The sequence below is a fragment of the Rhizobium sp. 05N430 genome, from assembly GCF_056396985.1.
Map to the genome: position 1 here is coordinate 83,534 of NZ_JBFTMO010000010.1, position 15,583 is coordinate 99,116.

General features: G+C 56.8%; 14 protein-coding genes and 1 pseudogene. 7 read left to right on the forward strand and 8 right to left on the reverse strand.

The window, feature by feature from the left end; all coding sequences use genetic code 11:
- Positions 1–151 precede the first annotated feature (151 nt).
- Complete coding sequence (gene ligD / locus AC1DJO_RS20060) at positions 152–2,806, forward strand: DNA ligase D (protein ID WP_477972623.1); 2,655 nt, start codon at positions 152–154, stop codon at positions 2,804–2,806.
- 158 nt (positions 2,807–2,964) lie between these two features.
- On the opposite strand, the gene AC1DJO_RS20065 is transcribed toward ligD, so the two are convergent.
- Complete coding sequence (locus AC1DJO_RS20065) at positions 2,965–3,156, reverse strand: CsbD family protein (protein WP_112386590.1); 192 nt, start codon at positions 3,154–3,156, stop codon at positions 2,965–2,967.
- A 797-nt stretch (positions 3,157–3,953) separates the two neighbouring features.
- Between AC1DJO_RS20065 and AC1DJO_RS20070 the strand changes: the two genes are divergently transcribed.
- Positions 3,954–4,265 (forward strand): PepSY domain-containing protein, encoded by a 312-nt coding sequence (locus AC1DJO_RS20070; protein ID WP_477972625.1) that lies wholly within the window; start codon positions 3,954–3,956, stop codon positions 4,263–4,265.
- A 20-nt stretch (positions 4,266–4,285) separates the two neighbouring features.
- Positions 4,286–4,897 (forward strand): general stress protein, encoded by a 612-nt coding sequence (locus AC1DJO_RS20075; protein ID WP_112386588.1) that lies wholly within the window; start codon positions 4,286–4,288, stop codon positions 4,895–4,897.
- A gap of 443 nt (positions 4,898–5,340) precedes the next feature.
- Here the strand turns inward: AC1DJO_RS20075 and AC1DJO_RS20080 are convergent, their stop codons facing one another.
- The gene (locus AC1DJO_RS20080; protein WP_112386587.1) at positions 5,341–5,889 is read right to left on the reverse strand and encodes a response regulator; all 549 of its coding nucleotides are present in this window, start codon (positions 5,887–5,889) and stop codon (positions 5,341–5,343) included.
- 272 nt (positions 5,890–6,161) lie between these two features.
- Between AC1DJO_RS20080 and AC1DJO_RS20085 the strand changes: the two genes are divergently transcribed.
- Positions 6,162–7,850: an FAD/NAD(P)-binding protein gene (locus tag AC1DJO_RS20085; RefSeq protein WP_477972627.1), complete on the forward strand. Its 1,689-nt coding sequence runs from the start codon at positions 6,162–6,164 to the stop codon at positions 7,848–7,850.
- 479 nt (positions 7,851–8,329) lie between these two features.
- Positions 8,330–8,566, forward strand: coding sequence for a DUF2934 domain-containing protein (locus tag AC1DJO_RS20090; protein ID WP_310295827.1), 237 nt, complete (start codon positions 8,330–8,332; stop codon positions 8,564–8,566).
- Between the two features lie 156 nt (positions 8,567–8,722).
- Here the strand turns inward: AC1DJO_RS20090 and AC1DJO_RS20095 are convergent, their stop codons facing one another.
- From AC1DJO_RS20095 to AC1DJO_RS20110, 4 genes are all read right to left on the reverse strand, one after another.
- Entirely contained in the window at positions 8,723–9,193 is a 471-nt protein-coding gene (locus AC1DJO_RS20095; protein WP_310295829.1) for a hypothetical protein, read from the reverse strand.
- A 198-nt stretch (positions 9,194–9,391) separates the two neighbouring features.
- Positions 9,392–9,691 carry a hypothetical protein gene (locus AC1DJO_RS20100; protein ID WP_310295831.1) on the reverse strand — a complete coding sequence of 100 codons (300 nt, stop codon included), beginning with the start codon at positions 9,689–9,691 and terminating at the stop codon, positions 9,392–9,394.
- 101 nt (positions 9,692–9,792) lie between these two features.
- Complete coding sequence (locus AC1DJO_RS20105; protein ID WP_310295833.1) at positions 9,793–10,092, reverse strand: hypothetical protein; 300 nt, start codon at positions 10,090–10,092, stop codon at positions 9,793–9,795.
- 556 nt (positions 10,093–10,648) lie between these two features.
- Complete coding sequence (locus AC1DJO_RS20110) at positions 10,649–12,100, reverse strand: CYTH and CHAD domain-containing protein (RefSeq protein WP_477972630.1); 1,452 nt, start codon at positions 12,098–12,100, stop codon at positions 10,649–10,651.
- A gap of 103 nt (positions 12,101–12,203) precedes the next feature.
- Between AC1DJO_RS20110 and AC1DJO_RS20115 the strand changes: the two genes are divergently transcribed.
- Entirely contained in the window at positions 12,204–12,656 is a 453-nt protein-coding gene (locus AC1DJO_RS20115; RefSeq protein ID WP_477972632.1) for an NUDIX hydrolase, read from the forward strand.
- Positions 12,653–13,648 (forward strand): extracellular catalytic domain type 1 short-chain-length polyhydroxyalkanoate depolymerase, encoded by a 996-nt coding sequence (locus tag AC1DJO_RS20120; RefSeq protein ID WP_477972634.1) that lies wholly within the window; start codon positions 12,653–12,655, stop codon positions 13,646–13,648. Before AC1DJO_RS20115 ends, AC1DJO_RS20120 begins: the two co-directional genes overlap by 4 nt.
- Positions 13,649–13,730: 82 nt before the next feature.
- Here the strand turns inward: AC1DJO_RS20120 and AC1DJO_RS20125 are convergent.
- Together AC1DJO_RS20125 and AC1DJO_RS20130 are read right to left on the reverse strand one after the other, a co-directional pair.
- Positions 13,731–14,136 (reverse strand): annotated as a pseudogene (locus tag AC1DJO_RS20125) (alpha/beta fold hydrolase); the annotation flags it as partial.
- A 710-nt stretch (positions 14,137–14,846) separates the two neighbouring features.
- Positions 14,847–15,572 (reverse strand): Crp/Fnr family transcriptional regulator, encoded by a 726-nt coding sequence (locus AC1DJO_RS20130; RefSeq protein ID WP_477972636.1) that lies wholly within the window; start codon positions 15,570–15,572, stop codon positions 14,847–14,849.
- Between the last annotated feature and the right edge of the window lie 11 nt (positions 15,573–15,583).

Here is a 15,583-nt window from a genome sequence, read left to right on the forward strand (position 1 = left end):
GTGCCGTATTCCGCCAGTAATAATTTTCTCAAGTGCAAGGCTGACTCGTTCCCCCTGGCCGAATGGTGAATGCAAATCGCCCGCACCACCGGTGGGGAACCTTGATTAAGGTTGGGACATTTCGACTGTTCATCAACACGGAAAAGACGCCATGGCTGACAATCTTTCCAAGTACCGCGCCAAGCGAGATTTCAAGAAGACCGCTGAGCCCAGAGGGGAGACTACCATTAAGTCGTCAAACCGCCTGCGTTTCGTCATTCAAAAGCATGATGCGACCCGTCTCCACTATGACCTACGCCTCGAACTCGACGGCGTTTTCAAATCTTGGGCTATCACCAAAGGACCGTCGCTCAATCCCCAGGACAAACGATTGGCCGTCGAGGTCGAGGATCATCCCCTCGACTACGGTGATTTTGAAGGCACCATTCCAAAGGGACAATATGGTGGCGGCACTGTCATGCTATGGGACCGTGGATACTGGGAACCAGAAGGAAACAAGAGCCCAGAACAAGCCTTGGCGAAAGGCGATTTCAAGTTCACCCTCGATGGCGACCGCCTTCACGGTAGCTTTGTTCTCGTTCGAATGCGTGGCAAGGAAGGTGAAAAACGTACCAACTGGCTGCTGATCAAGCACCATGACGATTATTCGGTCGAGGAAGATGGCGCAGCAGTGCTCGACGATAATGATACGTCGGTAGCGTCGGGGAGGACGATGGAAGCGATTGCTTTGGGAAAGGGCCGAAAGCCGAAAACGTTCATGACAACAGGAAGTGCCGTTGGGGCAGACGCCGTCTGGGATAGCAGCGAAGGACTTGCCAATGAAGGTCGGAAAGCCGGAACGAACACCAAGGCTAAAGCAGATCGCAAAGCTGCTGTCTCTGACATGCCTGAGTTTGTGGAGCCGCAGCTGTGTGAAACATTGGAGCGGCCGCCAACGTCCTCCGGCTGGATTCACGAGATCAAGTTCGACGGATACCGCATACAGATGCGCATTCAGGACGGCGAGGTGGCTCTGAAGACTCGGAAGGGATTGGACTGGACATCCAAGTATCCTGCTATCGCTCATTCGGGATCAAATCTACCCGACGCGATCATTGACGGCGAGATTTGCGCCCTTGATGAGCATGGCGCTCCGGATTTTGCGGCGCTGCAGGCCGCCCTTTCGGAAGGCAAGACCGATGACCTTGTCTACTTCGCTTTCGATCTGATGTTTGAAGGTGCCGAAGACCTCCGCGAGCTTCCGTTGTCAGGGCGCAAGGAGAGGTTGGCGACATTGTTGTCCGACGCTGGTGATGATCCGCGCCTGAGGTTCGTCGAACACTTCGAGACCGGCGGAGACGCTGTTTTGCGGTCAGCATGCAAGCTTTCTCTTGAAGGGATCGTCTCGAAGAAGGCCGACGCCGCCTATGAATCAGGGAGGACGAAAACCTGGGCTAAGTCCAAATGCCGGGCAGGGCACGAGGTCGTCATCGGCGCATACGCAACCACGAACGGTAAGTTCCGGTCGCTGCTCGTCGGTGTCAATCGCGGTAGTCATTTCGTCTACGTGGGTCGGGTGGGAACGGGCTACAAGGCCAGCGTCGTCGCCGAGCTGCTGTCGCGCCTCAAGAAAATGGAAGCATCAAGGTCCCCGTTCACCGGGATTGGCGCACCGAAGAAGACCCCGGATATTGTGTGGCTTAAGCCAGAACTGGTGGCGGAAATCGAGTTTGCCGGCTGGACCGCTGATGGACAGGTCAGGCAAGCAGCGTTCAAAGGGCTGCGTGAGGACAAGCCAGCACGCGAGGTGGAGGCTGAGAAGCCAGCAAAACCGGCGGCGACCGATGTCCCGGACCCGACAACCGACAAGCCGACGACACCGAAGCCATCAAAATATCGGAAGGGTGCGAAAGTCGACGTCATGGGCGTTTTGATCTCTAGCCCAGACAAAGCCCTGTGGCCTGACGCTCTCGATGACGACCCGGTTACGAAGGTCGATCTGGCGAAGTATTACGAAGCCGTTGGCCCATGGCTCATCGAACACATCAAGGGACGGCCATGCTCGATCATCCGGACGCCGGATGGGATTGGCGGAGAGCAATTCTTCCAGCGCCATGCCATGCAGGGGACCTCCAACCTCATCGAACAAGTGAAGGTCAAGGGCGACAAGGCACCCTACCTGCAGATCGACCGCGTTGAAGGGTTGGCGGCAATCGCGCAGATTGGTGGCACCGAGCTTCATCCATGGAATTGTGAGCCAGACCAGCCGGAAGTACCGGGTCGCCTGGTGTTCGACCTCGATCCCGGTCCTGACGTCGATTTCTCGACCGTCGTTGAAGGGGCACGGGAAATTCGGGACCGGTTGGAGGAACTGGGCCTCGTCAGTTTTTGCAAGACGACTGGAGGAAAGGGCCTCCATGTGGTGACGCCGCTATTGGTGCCGAAGGGCAAGAAGCTGTCATGGGATGAAGGTAAGGCGTTTGCACATGATGTCTGCCAGGAGATGGCAAGGGATAGTCCGGACCTTTACCTCATTAAGATGTCCAAGGCTCAGAGGAATGGCCGCATCTTCCTGGACTACCTGCGCAATGATCGAACTTCGACCGCAGTCGCACCGCTTTCGCCGCGCGCTCGTCCTGGTGCGACCGTGTCGATGCCGCTGAACTGGACACAGGTGAAGGCAGGTCTCGACCCAAAGCGATATACCATCCGTACCGTGCCGGGGCATTTATCGAACAGCAGCGCGTGGGAGGGTTACTGTGATAGTCAGCGCTCCCTCGAACAGGCGATGAAGCGACTAAGTAGAGGAAAGACGAGAGCCGTATAGCATATCGAACGTCAGGTCATTCGAGTGTCCATCGCTGGAAGGAGGACCGTTGGCAGCAACGCAGGCAACCACTATGCCGACAGTCTCGCACGCGGACGGTAACAAAAAAGGCCCACCGGGTAGCACCTCTGGTGGGCCTTCTTCACGCCAACAGAAGCTTACGCTTTGTCGACAACCTTCTTGACTGCATCCTTAGCTTCGCCTTTGGCCTGCTGCGCGTCGCCCTTGGCTTCCTGCGCAATACCGTTGGCTTGCATCTCGCGGTCGCCAGTGGCTTTGCCGACACCCTGACGGGCTTTGCCTGCGAGTTCGTTCGCCTTACCGGAAACCTTGTCAGCTGTGCTGCCCATCGAATTTCTCCTTTTCAGAACCTGAATTGTATCAGTGGGATGTCAACGGCAGTCTCAAGAGATTGTTCCATCAGGCACTCCTTTGATGCTCCGGCTGATGGATCTGACCACACTGCATGCACAGCCGATTTGATCTTCAACAAAACTCGTCAGGAAGGGGGCTGAAGTGTGACGTTAAGCTTCGACGATTCCGGCACCGTCGCCGCGACCGGCTACGGTGTAGAGGTTTCGCTCAGAAACGGCACTCTGCAGAGTACGATCAGGTCGTCAACGTCGAGGGCATCGGCCGACCACCCGTGAGCTCTTCGTCTCTGGTGAGGAGTAGCCTCGATGACTCAATGTGACAGTGGGCGATTCATAGGTCGGGGTGACGGGGACGACAGTCTCTGCCGGAAGTATCGCTAGTCAAAGTTCGGGGCGTGCTAACCGGCGACGCGGCATGGTGCGCCACGCGCTTTGCAGGGATCGGGCCCACACTTTCGACTGTCGGCGAAATAAAACCGGTAGCCTACGTCGAGAAGGGCAGGGTGCGCCGAAGTTCGCTCAAAAATCTGCAGAGACCCATGTCGCATGTCGCCCTGCGGCGAGCCACCGCTGCGAGCCGTCCACGCCCGGCCTTGGGCAACTCTGCTCGGAACGCTGTTGACGTCAAGCGCGACGGTTTCGAACTGCTTGAAAGCGCGTCCATCTCGCATAGTGTTCAAGAAACGAGTTGCAACAGCCTCGCGAACAAATAAATCATTGGAACTTCTAGGTTTTCAACGTGTTTCCGTTCCACCCAACAGGAGGTAACACCAATGAAGAAAATCACCCTTCTCACCGCGAGCCTTGTGCTTGTAGCATCTGCGGCTTTCGCACAGAGCCAGACGCCAACCACCTCGCAGACGACGCCTGCGGTCAACACCGAGCAGAACCCTGGCGCCCCAGTCGCTGGCAAAAACAGCTTCACCGAAGATCAGGCAAAATCGCGGATCGAGGAAGCCGGTTACAAGGATGTATCCGGCCTGAAGCTGGACGACCAGGGCGTCTGGCGCGCGACCGCTTCCAAGGATGGCAAGTCAGCAATGGTCTCTTTGGACTTCCAGGGCAACGTCACGCTCGCCAAATAAAACATAACGGAGAAATTCCCATGAAAACCACGATCACAGGACTTTACGACCATTACGACGACGCCAAGGCAGCCGTGAAGGCGCTCGAAGATGCCGGCGTCCCCTCGGACGATATCAGCATTGTCACCAATAAGGCCAATGGCGACCCCGATATCCAGGGGCAGGGCAACCGAGCGGGCGAAGGTGCAGGCACCGGCGCCGGTATCGGCGCAGTCGCGGGGGGCGCAGGTGGCCTCCTGACAGGCCTCGGCATGCTTGCGATTCCCGGCGTCGGCCCCGTCGTTGCTGCTGGCTGGCTTGCTGCGGCTGCAGCCGGTGCGGTTGCTGGTGCGGTTGCGGGCGGCGCAGTTGGCGGTATTGTCGGCGCAATGATTGATTCCGGCGTGCCGGAGGAGGACGCGAACTTCTACGCAGAGAGTGTTCGTCGTGGCGGCTCCGTCGTGACAGCCCGTGTCGAAGATGACCAACGTGCACCTGCCGAGGCGATCCTCAACTCGTCGCGCGTCGATGTCGCCGCTCGCCGTGCGAGCTACACCGAGCAGGGTTGGACACGCTTCGACGAAGCTGCGGATCCCTACACGCCGGCGCAGATCGCCGCTGAACGCGACCGGTATCGTGACAATCGTCTGTAACCACATCAACACAAAAAGGGGAAGCCTCGCAGCCTATGCGGGGCTTTTCTTACAGGAACGCCGTAGCGCCCTCGTTTCCTCAGCTGCTCCCGTGTCGACTGGTCAATCAGAACGAGTTCCCGATCGCCGCATGCCTTCGCTCGTGAAGTGGACGCACGAACCTGTCCGCCACCGAGCGACCTGACCAGACCCCACCATTGTTGTCCTATAGCGTCGAGGACCACCGAACGACTCCAACCACTGGCGTCAGGTTCGCCGATCGAATGGCTTGGGACGCGACAGAGGTCACGGCAGCTCCTCTCAATTGAGGCGCAGAACTTCCGACCAAGCGGCCGCGTCTATCAAGCTTCCATCGTGGGATGGTTTTGCCGTTGGTCGAGTGGCGTCACTCCGACGGCTCGGGATCGATCGTTGAGCAACTTCTGGGGAAGTTTCCGCGCTGGCTAACCGCCGGAAGCAATCAGTCCAAGCAGTTCAAATCCCGATGCCGGCTTTGCGAGAAACGAAATGCCAAGTTCGTCATCGTGATGGGCAAGCGTGATCAATCCGGACGTGACGATGATTCTGATTTGAGGCCAGCGAGTGCGAACCGTCGCAGCCAGACCTAGGCCGTCCACACTTCCGGGCATATCGACGTCCGTGAAGAGAATATCGATCTTGTTATTTCTGAGGTGAATAAGGGCTTCGTCGGCGTTCGCTGCTTCAAACGTACTATGTCCTGCCTCATCAAGGAAATCGACAAAGTTGTACCGGAGCTGGGGCTCGTCCTCAACGATAAGGACGCTGTGGCTCATTGCGAAACGGTCCGGCGTGTTTGGGCGTGCGCGTGAGATTACCTCTGCACCATCCTTCGAGGCGCGTGTCAGCTCAAGCAGATCACGTTCGAGCACGGCCTGTGCCCAGTGTTTATCGTCCTGCCCAAAGGGACGTCCAGCTTGCTCCCAAAGAGCATAGGCACGTGCGGCGGTCCAATCGTTTCTATTTTGATCCATAGCTAGGTCTCGCAAGCGTGAAGTGGGCATGTGTGCCGGAAATCCAAAAGCGGTCAGCGAGGACTGCTGCTGCCCCCGTTTGCACAGGCGGAGAAAAATGCGGAAGCCTTGATTTGGTTCCGCGAATTTCCGAGTACTTGACGCGATTCCGGGGGTCTGTGAGAGAACGTGTTCACAGTCGGATCAGGAGACATCGGAACCATGTGGATCAGCCCACGTTCCTTACTCCCCAACTTCCTCCGCCCATTCTGGCGCGATTATCGAAAGACTTTATGACACGGATAGCTATTATCGGATCGGGTCCAACTGGCATTTATGCGTTGAAGGGCCTCATCGCGTCGGAGAGGCCGCTTTCCATTACGATCTTCGAGGAGACGCCAGATGCCGGGAAGGGGACGCCGTACCATCCGGCCGTAAACGACCGCGCGATGCTGGCCAACATCGCTAGTATCGAGATCCCGCCGATCTGCGAGAGCCTTGTCGATTGGCTTAGCTCCAGAACTGACGATGAGCTGCGCGTACTGGGCATAGAACGACGAGCGATTGGTGACCGTGAGTTCTATCCCCGCGTCGTGCTTGGGGACTATTTTGCAGACCAGTTTTGGATGCTTGTGAAGCGCGGGATTGCGGCGCGTCACGCCATCGACGTGAAAGCCGGTCACAAAATTCTCGATATCAAGCTCGGGAGAGACGATATCTCCCTGTCATTCGCACGTCGCGGCGGCGAGGCTGGCGAAGCCCAATTCGGTCACGTCATAATGGCCACAGGTCATGACTGGCCGGAAAACACCGAGGTCGCACCAGGCTACTTCTCGTCTCCATGGCCCGCCGACGCGATCCGGCGGATTGGGCCAGTCGAGGTGGGTGTCCTCGGGACCTCGCTGAGCGGAATCGACGCCGTCGTTTCCGTGGCCACAGCCCATGGCATGTTCCTTCGTGACGAGGATGATACGCTCCACTATCAACCAGAGCCCGACAGCGAGGGTTTTCACCTCACCATGATGTCACGCAAGGGATTGCTTCCGGAAGCGGATTTCTACTGTCCAATTCCCTACAGGCCTCTTGTCGTGTGCACGAAGAGCGCTGTCGAAAGACTGATTTCCGACGTTCCCGATCGTCTCCTAGACGAGGTCTTCGAACTCTTCAAACAGGAGATTGTCCTGACCGATCCGGACTATGCCGCAAGGATAGGACTGGGACTGTCGACGGTCGAGGATATCGCCGACAGGTATTTCCGGGTCCGTGAAGAGGCAGACCCGTTCGTGTGGGCGGCGAGAAATCTCTCTGAGGCAAAAGCTAACAAGGCAACTCGCTCGACAGTAGAATGGCGCTATGCGATCCTGCGCATGCATGAGGTCGTCGCCCTCGCTGTGCCCCACTTTAATGACAGCGACCTAAAGCGTTTCCACGAGCACTTCAAAACGGTGTTCGTTGACGACTATGCTACCGTCCCCCACCAATCCGTCGAACGCCTACTGGCCCTGCACAATGTCGGCAAACTTCATGTGCGCGCCTTAGGCGACGATTACGATATCCAACGCACCGACGACGAACCTGGTACCATCGTCAGCACGGACACCCAGAGTATGAGCTTTTCGGCGTTCATTGACGCCACCGGCCAGCATGCACTGTCGGCATCGGACCTTCCGTTCCCGAGCCTGCGGCGCGCCGACGTCTTGAAGGACGCACAGACCACAATTCGGGAATTGGACAAGGCCAACGCTTCTTTCCGTAGGACCGGGGGCATCGACATCGATGAAGACTTTCGGCCGCGCGTCGGACCAGACCTGACCAATCATCTCTACTGCGTCTCCGTACCGTTTCTCCTTCACAAGCTTCCCTTCGTCCAGGGAATCACCAGCTCGCATGAACTCGGGAAGCGAGTGGCGCGCGCCATCCTAGCCTCAATCAGCAGGGACGAGCGGTTGTTTCAGTTCGACGGCTCCAGGGAAGCCACGTAGACCACTACAGTGACCGAAACTACTCCCTCGCGGATAACGCCGCCATAGATTTCGAACCGACGGCCGCGCCCTCTGACTATGGCACGCAACAAGTCGGGGTCTTCATTCCTGATTGCAAGCATATTGATGGCGCAGCGTTCGGTCATCTCGATGACCGTTCCGCTGTAAGAGCCGGCTTCCGGGTGACCGAACGTTCCCGCGCCACCATCCTTTTATCTAGCCCCTCTCACGGCTTCCGTCGGTGTGTAGTCACTGGTCCTGTTCCGATCGCGCCATGTTCACGGCATTACCGAAATCGGCCCCCACCTGGTTGTAGTCGTCAGTGTGTTTCGTCATTCGATCCTCTTGGGGTGGCCAGCTCGTGTTTCCGGCGAATGCCGCCCTTCACGGAGAGTTTCGTTCCATCGGGAAATCTTCGACGCGCTTCCAGGAACATTGGACGGACTTCGCGATTATCAGTCGCCAACAGGAGAACGTCGATGGATAGAGATCAAGACCAACGTGAGCGCGCCTACAAGATCTGGGAGGAAGAAGGCCGCCCAGACGGCCAGCATGACGACCACTGGCGTCGGGCGGAAGAGCAGCATGAGAAGACCGAAGAGGAGGCAGCCGCGGTCACTGAAGCCAACCAACACGCCTCCGATGAATTCAACCGCAAAAATAGAAAAAAGGCGGCGCCGATCGACAGGCCGCCATCCAGTGGCGCTCCGGATTGATTTCGTCAACATACCCAAGCCGGCTTGGACCAGTGCCAGAAATCAAGTTGGCCCACCTTTGTGTGGGCCACTAGCACAGTGTGGACCTCGTCCCGGCTGCAATTTGCTGATTGCAGTCTCGACGCCGCGGCCGTCAAAGAAAGCGGATCAATGCCGTTAACTAACGGCCAGCACCTTTTCCAGATCTTCTTCGGATATAGGCCAAGCCTCGATGAGACCATTCGATTTCAAAATAAGCGTCATCGTCCGATGATAGGCTTCCCACATCACGTCAATCGGCTCTTCATCAATCCGCAGGTCAAAGGTCCCCGCCGGGTGTGGCTTGGCCATCCCAGCTAGTTGGAAGGGCCGAGTGATGGAAATGCTTTTAACAGTTGTCTTCATGGCATTGATCCGTTTCCTTGGGATCGGGCTCGTGTCGAGCCCGCTCGTGAGGTAGGCGGCATCTCGGGACGTTGCTAGCGCGAAACGAGTGCTCTTGAAGGCACAGCTATCGCAATTGGGGGCCCAGTAATGTCTTTCATTGTTTGCTGCTGTTGGCTTTAAGGGACGATGACCTCCGGCGATGTGGCGCTCGTCCTCGACTATGCCTTTTCCTAACACTTCAACTGAAGATCGATTGGACATTCACTGCCACCGCGTGGATCCGGAAAACTTTGTAAATGCGATACTACGCGCCGAGGTGTTGCCACCTTCAAACAACAGTTTTGATCAATTGAACAAAACCACGGGACTATAATGGACGCAGTCCCCTTGGCTGGCTATGCCATTCTCTCTCAGCCAATATCCTTTTGATCCGCGCGCTGAACTTGACGGATCGATGCTTCAATCGATGGGATCGTTCTGAGGGGCGAAATGATGAAATCGCCTGGGCCGGCTTTGCTTGGAACGCACCGCACCCCCCTCGTTCTCCCAGGCGGCCAGGGCAGCAGGATCAGAGTTCAAGCGCTGCCGTCGAGACGCCGGATAATTCTCAGCAGCTATGGTCGCGCCTTCAATTCGGCGGATGATCTCGATTTCTGCCAAATGCGGTTCACCGGGGTCGGCTCGGATATCGGACGTCGCGTAATTCGCTCGTTTCAAAATGAGCCTCAGCAGTCTCTGACCTTCAGATATGTGGCTCATTCTCAAGTCCTCTATTTCTGAAGGACGCACGACCTGCCAATGCGAATACCGTAGTCCAGTCGCGCGCGTACTCGTTTCGAAAAAGCAGCTATGTAGCCTTGTTAGTGAACGCGACGCCCTTGAGGCGTTACGCCGTGAACGGCATATCTATGCGGGCCCGAAAACGGCAGGATTTTGGATCCCGTATCGGTCATGTCGAAATTTCGGTGCAGCGCGTTAGCAAGCTGAGCCGGATCTTTCACACCTTCACGGAAGAGCTTAATTAAAAGCTTGGCTGCAGCGTTCATATGGCCGTCTGAGTGTACCGAGATATTTCCTGTATAGCCGCAGCTTACAAGGATGCCCTGAAGCATCGTCAGGTCTTCTGTTTCCAGATGGGAAGTGCTGATTTCGGAAGACATAAGTCCTCCTTTCGGTCGGGGCGAAGCTTGACAGCCTCAATCGGCAGCGCCCGTTCAATGGCTGCCAAGGCAGTCAACCTGCTCTCAACGACAAACAATAGCAAACGAATTCTTGGCGGTGACAGTCACCGCCAAGCCCCAGACTGCTGATCGGGGGGGCCGATACCGTGCAGTAGCTCTATTAGGTCAGTATCCTGAGGCCTGTCCGGCTGATCTAAGCGACACGGGCATATCGCAATGCCCGCCCCGACGGCGCGTAGGGGATAGGGTTCGCCCATACACGAGCGGGTGGGCGAACCCTCTGGCGCCAGCTTGGCGGAAGCGATCCGTTAAAGGGCAACTCTCCTCTCCCGTTATCGAGAGCTATCGTCTCGGGCCATGGTGGCGTGAGATGAGCAAGTTTCGCCGCTTTACGCTGATTGCAGAGCGAGAGTATCTCATACTGGATTTCGGCTTGATTGACAGGAACCGACCACCCTGGATGATAGGTCGATAGCCGGTGCCGCCTCGTTAGACAGTGCGCTCTCCCGGTGGCAAATGACATGACGCTCGCCAGTTACCGCCAGAACCGCTTCGCGTCGAGAAGATCGTCGAGCGATGCTTGCGCCTTTTCGATCAGCGCCTCCTTGTCTGCATGAGACACCACGGACGCTCTTGCGGGATGCTCGGCGAGGCCATGCTTCTCAAGCACTTCATGCCCGGTAGCCAGATCGTTCAAGGCGCCGAGGTCATCCTGGAGCGCTTCCATCGCGGCAAGAAATTTCCTGTGCCGGCGCGCTGCGCGCTTGTTCTCGAACAGCGAAACGAAGAATTCGGTGGTATAGCGAAGCTTCTTTGCGTCCTTGCGAACCTCATGGCGATGCTCGTCATCGACCTTCATCAGATTGTGCCCGGCCTTCTTTATCCGCTTGCGCTGTTTGTCCAACACACGCACCGCAAACTCCTGAGCACTCGGTATATCCGCCATTGCGCTCCCCATTCCCGGGAGGTATTCGCCACATTCGAGCCATTCGAAGAGGTCGAGCATCAGCGCTCTCGCTCTCGATGAACCCAAGGCTTCAATCGCGTCACGATAAGCGGCCTCTTTGGCCGCTTTCAGCCTGGAGACGATATCGGCATTGGTGGCTTTTACAAGGAGCACATCGACGTTCCGAGCCTCGCCCAGGACCGCGGCAATCCATCGAAGCTCCTCTTTCAGCCGCTCCGGTTCGCTGCCGGGGATGAACATCTTGAACAGCGAGAAGGCAGACCTCAGCCGGCGAAGAGCGACGCGCGCCTGATGCAGAGTCTCTGGGTTCCGCTTCTGGAGAAGTATGTCCTCGTTTAGCCGAAATTGCCGGACGCAGGATAAGGCAATCGCCTGGAACGCGCTGGCCGCATTCATGTCCGGTTCGAGATCGACGCGCTCGGCCTTGAAAGCCTGTTTTTGCGCCTCAATCAGCGCGAAGCCCCGTTCAGCTTTGGAGCGCATGCCGAACCGAAAGCCTGCGACGCCGTCGATCTTTCTCGCGCAAACGAAAAGGTCGCTGATCTTTCCATCCTTCAGTTCGATTTCGGCTTCGCGTATGGGGAAACGACGGTCGCCCGATATGATTTCACCCCGGTCGATGACAACTTCGATGCGCGAGCCGTTTTCCTCAAGGTCCCATTGGCGTCGTTCGATCAAAACGTCAAAGACCGGCTCCAGCTTCAGGTTGGTGCCAAACTTGCCGACAAGTGGGCTAGTGTGGTCGAGGACGGGTTCATCCCCCCCGATCGGCGCTTCCCATTCCGATCGCGCAAAAAGCGACCGGGCCGGGCCGGTGGCTTTCACGGTCTGCACGTGCGCTTCACCAACCTCTCGTATGCGCAGCGTGTACCCTTCCTGCCAAAGCGCTCGATCCCTCGTATCGAAGTAGGTCGATCGTTGCTTCAAAATCTTCGCAGGTTCGCCAAGCAGATGGGAACCGAGAAGGCCCTCTGTCGCTTCATCTGAAAGGTCGAGCTTAATTTCGGTCTCGGATGACACGATCGACTCCAGTTCGTAGTGGTCGCTCTCAAACGCCGACCTAGCTGTCATAGTTCAGTGGTACAGCGCTTTGATGAAAGTTAGAAAAAAATCGAAAAGCAATATGCTCTCGGATGACCCCTCGTTCTCTTTGACCACGACGTCAGCTCGTTACATCCAGCAGGCCGGGGCGATCTGCTATCGTCGCAATGAAAAGGGAGAATTCAGCATCCTTGTCGTTGGCAGTCGCAGGAACGGTCGCTGGGGCGTTCCAAAAGGGCACCTCGATCCCGGTGAGACCAGTTATCTCGCCGCGGGACGGGAATCTTTCGAAGAGGCCGGTGTGGTTGGCGCGGTCGACAGAGAAGTTTTCGGTACGTTCAGCTATACAAAGGATAGCTCACCGCTTCGCTACCAGGTTGCCGTCCATCTCCTTGAGGTTTCCAGACTGTCGGCAGACTTCCCCGAGAAAGCGGTGCGGAAACAGAAGTGGTTTACACTGAAGGCCGCCGTTCGTGACGCCGTCCAGCCGTGCCTTCAGGCCTTGCTCGAAAAGCTGGAAGCCATGGGCCGTTGACGTTCAGCTTTGCTAAATCGCTGTCGAGGGCAATCCGCTCGCAAAAGAAAGTCGCAGAGATCTTGGAAGCCGTTCTGCAGCCGCCGGCGCGCAAGCGGAGACGAACCGCCTCGCCGCGGCTCGTGACAACGGTGGGGTTCGGCACCAATCCCGGGCGGCTCGTCATGAAATCCTTTTTACCTGTCAACCTGCCGAAAAAGCCGGCGCTGGTGGTTGTTTTGCACGGATGCGGGCAGACACCCGAAAGTCTGGATGCCGCTTCCGGCTTCTCGCGGCTGGCAAGGGACAGGGGCTTTGTTATTCTCTATCCAGAGCAGACGAGAAGCAATAATTCGCAGTTATGCTTCAACTGGTTTCGCCCCAGCGCCATCGCCCGCGACCGCGGCGAGTTGCTCTCCATCAAGCAGATGATCGAATATGCCAGTAGCCGGCATAAGATCAACGCGAACCGCGTTTTCATAGTCGGGCTTTCAGCCGGTGGGGCCATGACCGCAGTCCTGTTGGCAACCTATCCAGATCTTTTTGCGGGTGCGGCGATCGTCGGCGGAATGCCGGTTGGGGCCGTTCGCGACGCGATGTCGGCTCTTCGTGCGATGAAATCTGGCGCTGCCGCGCCCACTGAGGGATGGGGTCGCAGGATCACGACCATCTCGCCTAAACCGCGGTTGTGGCCCCCAATTACCATCTGGCACGGAACGGCTGATCGCGTCGTCAACCCGGCGAACGCAGATACCAGCATCGACCAATGGCTGGGAGCCATGAACATCGATCGCCGATCAGGTGACGTCCAAACAAAGACCTGGGGCCACCTGCATTCGTGGAAGGCTGCCAATGGGTCCGCAGTATCTTTCTATTCGATCGCAGGCATGGCCCATGGTCTTCCCATCAAATCGCGCGGCGGCGCCCAGCGCATCAAAGACCCCTTCGTGCTCGCGACCAACGTTTCAGCGCCTCTTGAATTGATGCGGTTGTGGGAGCTGCCTAGACGCTGAGTTGGTCACGGCAGTTGCCCGTGGGCGTCCATGACGCTGCCAGCTATTCGCAGTTCTGCTCGCGCAACATCGCGATTGTCCGTTAGATCTGAAGGAACGCCAGCAAGTCAGCATTCAAGACATCGGCATTGACAGCGAGCATGCCGTGCGAAAAGGCCGTATAGGTCTTGGTGATGCCATTTCTTAGAAGCTTGATTGACTTGCACGCAGCATCGGCGAGTGGGACTATCTGATCATCTTCACCGTGCAGTACCAGGGTGGAGACCGATATCGACTGACATCTTCGGTCTGGTCCGTTTCAGAAAAGCCTTGATGCCGTCCTAGTGTGCTTTTGCGGCGCCCATCGAGCCCTGCCACCACCTGTTCTGGATCACCGCTTCCTGCACAGCTGCGCGTTCACGGTTGAAACCATAAAACGGGGCCACCGGGAAATCACGGACGAATTTCGACCGGTTGGCAGCGAGTGCTGATCGCGGACCGTCGAACAATGTCTTCAAGCGTGCATTTATCGCGACGCGGCCACAAGCATTGCTCATAACGAATTAATCGAGTAAGTGCGTTCCATACCAACAATTCCTTGGGTATGTTCTGTGGATATGTATGATATGTTCACGTTAATTCTCAGCGCAAATTAATAATTGGACATAGTCGTATTTCTGGTTTGTTCACCTTTGAGAAAGATTTGCCACTGGCTTGCATAAATGTCCGGTAACGTGCATTTGAGGCGTTAGGCAACAATTGCTTAGAGGCTCTAGTCCTTATCGAGATCGCCGGCCCCCTTGCGATTCGGATTGGACGGCCGATGGTAAGGCGCATCAGCCACCCTGAGCAATCTACTAGGACAAAGTCCGTCGGCAACTTACACTCTTTCGCGAGCGGCCAGCGATGTTCCGGTTTGCGCGCAGTCGGAAGCACGATCAAGAAACACAGTATGCCCGGCGCGTAGGTGGAGCGTGGCCGTCTTCACAGCTGAACCCGGTCTGCACCATCGTAGCAAGTCTGTCTCGAAGGCGAGTAAGCGTTGATAGATAACAAAAAACTAGTGATGGCAAGAATTAGAGCTGAGATGGCGAAGGGCACGTCAACATCAGATGTTGTAGAGATTGTCGCTGAAATATTCGCCAGGCAAACGGCAGCAGACGAAGCGGAAGCGATACGGAACGCCCCAAGGTCTAAAAAGACCTGAATTGCAATAAAGCTAGGCTGTCGGCTTCAGACTGCCGATATTTGCCATGTATTCTCGTTCCGGCACCCCATAGGCGTCGCCCGCCACTGCGAGGAGCCCCGCCCGGTCCCGTATTGTTACATAGGTTCTCGCCGCTGCGATGAGGTGCTTTCCCTCAAGAATATGGAGCATTTCTGTAACGCTTTGGCGGCGCACCGCCAGCATGATGCTGATAAGTTTGTGGGTGAGATGGATCTGGTCCCCGTTGGAACGATCGTGACACATCAGGAGCCAGCGCGCTAAACGTGCTTCGAGCTGATGAGCGGCGTTTGTGTACGCTGTATAGGCAATTTGGACCGACGCTGCCTGAAGGTATCTTGTCAGAAAATTCCGAAGCGAGACGCTCTCGGCCATCGCCGCCTGGAGATGAACATTTGCGATTCGGAAGCCCCAACCGTCAACGTGCATAAAGACATGATAGGGCAAGGACGAAGTCCCCGCGATTCCGGAGGTGGGCGCCAAGCCTTCTCGTCCGAACAGCGCGATTTCAGATTTGCGCCCATCAGGAGGACCCACAACGATCGAGCCGATACCCGTTTCTGGAAAATAGGTGTAGTCGCTGATGGTACCAGGCTCGGCTAGACTTGCATTACGCGGGAGATCAACCTTCTCCAAGAACGGGCGAACTCTATCGAGATCGCTCCTCGGCAACTTGGCTAAGAGATTGTTTCGGAAAAGTAATTTTGCAATCTCCGGCATTGCTCGTCCTC

What these genes read in the sequence shown, in the direction of transcription:
- ligD (WP_477972623.1), top strand. Translation starts at nt 152, where the DNA reads ATGGCTGACAATCTTTCCAAGTACCGCGCCAAGCGAGATTTCAAGAAG.
- AC1DJO_RS20065 (WP_112386590.1), bottom strand. Translation starts at nt 3,156, where the DNA reads ATGGGCAGCACAGCTGACAAGGTTTCCGGTAAGGCGAACGAACTCGCA.
- AC1DJO_RS20070 (WP_477972625.1), top strand. Translation starts at nt 3,954, where the DNA reads ATGAAGAAAATCACCCTTCTCACCGCGAGCCTTGTGCTTGTAGCATCT.
- AC1DJO_RS20075 (WP_112386588.1), top strand. Translation starts at nt 4,286, where the DNA reads ATGAAAACCACGATCACAGGACTTTACGACCATTACGACGACGCCAAG.
- AC1DJO_RS20080 (WP_112386587.1), bottom strand. Translation starts at nt 5,889, where the DNA reads ATGGATCAAAATAGAAACGATTGGACCGCCGCACGTGCCTATGCTCTT.
- AC1DJO_RS20085 (WP_477972627.1), top strand. Translation starts at nt 6,162, where the DNA reads ATGACACGGATAGCTATTATCGGATCGGGTCCAACTGGCATTTATGCG.
- AC1DJO_RS20090 (WP_310295827.1), top strand. Translation starts at nt 8,330, where the DNA reads ATGGATAGAGATCAAGACCAACGTGAGCGCGCCTACAAGATCTGGGAG.
- AC1DJO_RS20095 (WP_310295829.1), bottom strand. Translation starts at nt 9,193, where the DNA reads ATGTCCAATCGATCTTCAGTTGAAGTGTTAGGAAAAGGCATAGTCGAG.
- AC1DJO_RS20100 (WP_310295831.1), bottom strand. Translation starts at nt 9,691, where the DNA reads ATGAGCCACATATCTGAAGGTCAGAGACTGCTGAGGCTCATTTTGAAA.
- AC1DJO_RS20105 (WP_310295833.1), bottom strand. Translation starts at nt 10,092, where the DNA reads ATGTCTTCCGAAATCAGCACTTCCCATCTGGAAACAGAAGACCTGACG.
- AC1DJO_RS20115 (WP_477972632.1), top strand. Translation starts at nt 12,204, where the DNA reads ATGCTCTCGGATGACCCCTCGTTCTCTTTGACCACGACGTCAGCTCGT.
- AC1DJO_RS20130 (WP_477972636.1), bottom strand. Translation starts at nt 15,572, where the DNA reads ATGCCGGAGATTGCAAAATTACTTTTCCGAAACAATCTCTTAGCCAAG.